General features: G+C 60.8%; 6 protein-coding genes. 2 read left to right on the forward strand and 4 right to left on the reverse strand.

All coding sequences use genetic code 11. The annotated features are described in order from the left end of the window. On the forward strand, positions 1-235 hold a 235-nt coding region (locus E4K64_RS39375), incomplete at its 5' end, for an integrase core domain-containing protein (protein ID WP_135161597.1). A gap of 39 nt (positions 236-274) precedes the next feature. Here E4K64_RS39375 and E4K64_RS39380 read toward each other — a convergent pair. Further along, positions 275-964 carry a phage tail protein gene (locus E4K64_RS39380; protein ID WP_135167616.1) on the reverse strand — a complete coding sequence of 230 codons (690 nt, stop codon included), beginning with the start codon at positions 962-964 and terminating at the stop codon, positions 275-277. Between the two features lie 6 nt (positions 965-970). After that, the gene (locus tag E4K64_RS39385; protein ID WP_135167617.1) at positions 971-1,672 is read right to left on the reverse strand and encodes a phage tail tip lysozyme; all 702 of its coding nucleotides are present in this window, start codon (positions 1,670-1,672) and stop codon (positions 971-973) included. Between E4K64_RS39385 and E4K64_RS39390 the strand changes: the two genes are divergently transcribed. Next, the gene (locus tag E4K64_RS39390; RefSeq protein WP_135167618.1) at positions 1,671-1,937 is read left to right on the forward strand and encodes a hypothetical protein; all 267 of its coding nucleotides are present in this window, start codon (positions 1,671-1,673) and stop codon (positions 1,935-1,937) included. The two genes, E4K64_RS39385 and E4K64_RS39390, sit on opposite strands and share 2 nt — an antisense overlap. 7 nt (positions 1,938-1,944) lie before the next feature. Here the strand turns inward: E4K64_RS39390 and E4K64_RS39395 are convergent, their stop codons facing one another. Then, positions 1,945-2,466 carry a hypothetical protein gene (locus E4K64_RS39395; RefSeq protein ID WP_135167619.1) on the reverse strand — a complete coding sequence of 174 codons (522 nt, stop codon included), beginning with the start codon at positions 2,464-2,466 and terminating at the stop codon, positions 1,945-1,947. Positions 2,467-2,545: 79 nt separating this feature from the next. Then, positions 2,546-2,778 (reverse strand): integrase core domain-containing protein (locus E4K64_RS39400; RefSeq protein ID WP_135164484.1); only part of this gene is annotated, 233 nt, incomplete at its 5' end.

Consider the following 2,778-nt stretch of genomic DNA (forward strand, 5'->3'; position numbering starts at 1 on the left):
CATCAGTATGGACGGCCGGGGCGCCTGGCGGGACAACGTGTTCGTTGAGCGGCTGTGGCGCAGCGTCAAATACGAGGAGGTGTATCTGCGGGCCTACGACAGCGTCAGCGACGCTCGCGCCTCGATTGGCCGCTATCTGGACTTCTACAATTGCCGCCGTCCACATTCGAGCCTTGACGGCAGCACACCGGATCAAGCCTACTTCACCCCGCTGCCGCTCCGCACGGCAGCCTAACCCCGGCAGAGGCTCCACTTATCGACGCGGATATTCTGTTCAGACAACCGGGGCCAGCTCACTGGTCAATCGGAAGGAACTGCTGCCACCCATGTCATCCTTGCCGGCGGTAACGCGCCCACGAAGATCTGGAACGTTGAAGGTGGTCGAACCATCGCCACTTCCATAAGTGGTCGAGAACAGCGAAAACAGCGTCGAATACGTCGTTCGCGAGATGGCCTGCCCGTAAGCAAGAACGAAGTGGCTGCTCGGAGCGGTCGCGCCCCAATAATCAATGCTCGATCCAAGCGGCAGTCCAGGATTGGTGCCGACGCCGAGAAGATAGAAGGCGGCATCGCTCGAGTTGTAGAGCGCCGCGTAAGGCGTCCCCTGCACCAAGACGCCGGTTTGCAACTCAACATTTGGAGCCGGACGGAGAGGCTTTGCGCCAAGCCCGTCCACGTTAAGTGTCACTGTAGCGCCGTTCGTCGCGTGCGGCGTGAACGCAACTACCTTGCCGTTGAGGCTGGAAAGCGAATTGAACACCTGATAGCTAGCAACCGTATAGGCAGTAGAGCTGCCGGCCGTCGTGATGGCGCCTGCAGTATCGTCGCGGTATTTCGCAAGAGCCGCCATGGCCGCCCGTGCAGAGTCGTTCAGCGAGCTAGGCGCTTGGCCTTCCTGATAGTTAACCGTGCTGTCCACATTGGCATTGGTGGCCGGAGTCTGCGACCATTTGTAGAATGTCATTCCGCATTATCCTCTATTGACCAAAAAGCCCCGGGAGACCGGGGCTAGAGCTGCTTGCAGTTTCGAGAGATTGGGGGCGCGCCGCGGGGCAAAGAAAATGGGCGCTGCTTGCGCTACCTCCTGAGCTGGCATGGCGCCGACACCGCCCCGGGAAGCGCCAGCAAAGATTGGAGGCGTGGCCTGGGCGTTTAGCGGGGGAGCCGGAGGCGGCTGATTTGGCTGCGGAGGTGCCAAGGACAGCGGAGCGCTCGGTTGCGTCGGGGCGCCTCCCCCGCCATATTTGGCAAAGGTGGCCGCTGCGTATCTGGCCCGATCGCCGTAGCTGCCTGGCTTGTTCCAGTCTTTCGGGCGCTCATAGGCGAGCATGGCCCGGCTGGCTTCCTCCGGGGTCTGAGCCGCGATTAACCGCTGATAGGCGGATTTTTCCGACCCTTTTAGCTCCTGGTGGAGGAAATCAAGCTGTATATTGAGATCGGTCCACGGGACGCCTTTGGAGGCCGCGTATTCCTTGAGGGCTTGCGCTCGCGTACCGTTCCATTGGGCAATGCCGATGCTGTCGCTTCCGTCGCGACCGTCGCCCTTGCTGATTGCGTAGGGATCTAGATTCCGCCCGGACTCGCCTTGCAGGTTGCCGACGATACCGGCTGCTTGATGCGGCTCCAGGCCTTGGCTCAAATAGTATTCATAGGCAGCTTGGCTGTTATCCATGGATGATCCGAAGTTGATTGATCTGGAGCCGCACAAGTGGCGTTCAGACAGGCCAAAGCCCCGAGAGCCGATTTTCGGCGCCGGGGCTGTCAACCTGATTGCGATCGGAATTACTGTCGCGGTGCTGCTTGGCTTGGCCTATTTCGTGCGAGGCCAAATCAACGCGTGGTGGCCGTCACGCCCCGAACAGGCCGAGAGCGCAAAGCCATTACCGCCCGGCAACTACACCTGGAGCCCCGAAAGGGGATTGCAGAAGTCGGACTAGAGTCGGACTAGCGCTGCGGCGAAACGTAGATGCGCTGTGGCGCCACGATATCAGGAGCGGTTGCAGCCAAGCCGCCCGCTGCCGCCCGACCGGCGTTCTGTGCGAGGGCCTGGACGAACTCAATTCGCTTGATCGTGTCCGTCACCATTTTTGAGAGCTGGTCCGATCGAATGTCGCGGCCGGACTGCAAAAGGATATCCGCAATCTGCCGACGAACCTCGGGCGTGTTGCCGGAAAGGACGTTCTGGCCGGCGTTAATGACGCTCTTAACGGCGCCGTGCCAATCGCCCGAAAGCACCTTGGACAAAACGTGCGGATCAACCCCCATCGCGGCGTGGTCGTTGAGATTGTCCACCGTGCGAGAGCCGCCCAAGGCCTGGTTGCGGGTTTCAAACATGGTCTGTTCGCGGTTGATCTGCCGCTGCAACTGATCGCCGCGACCTGGCACCGTGAAGGCGTCAAATTCCTGTCGCATCGCGTCGGAAGTGAAAGGCCTGGCCTTGTTCGTCCCAAACGGCGCGTTCTGCACGTAGCTGATTTGAGGATCTGAGCTGGCCCCGGTTGTCTGAACAGAATATCCGCGTCGATAAGTGGAGCCTCTGCCGGGGTTAGGCTGCCGTGCGGAGCGGCAGCGGGGTGAAGTAGGCTTGATCCGGTGTGCTGCCGTCAAGGCTCGAATGTGGACGGCGGCAATTGTAGAAGTCCAGATAGCGGCCAATCGAGGCGCGAGCGTCGCTGACGCTGTCGTAGGCCCGCAGATACACCTCCTCGTATTTGACGCTGCGCCACAGCCGCTCAACGAACACGTTGTCCCGCCAGGCGCCCCGGCCGTCCATACTGA

It is taken from the genome of Bradyrhizobium frederickii, from assembly GCF_004570865.1.
In the GTDB taxonomy this organism is placed as follows: Bacteria; Pseudomonadota; Alphaproteobacteria; order Rhizobiales; family Xanthobacteraceae; genus Bradyrhizobium; species Bradyrhizobium frederickii.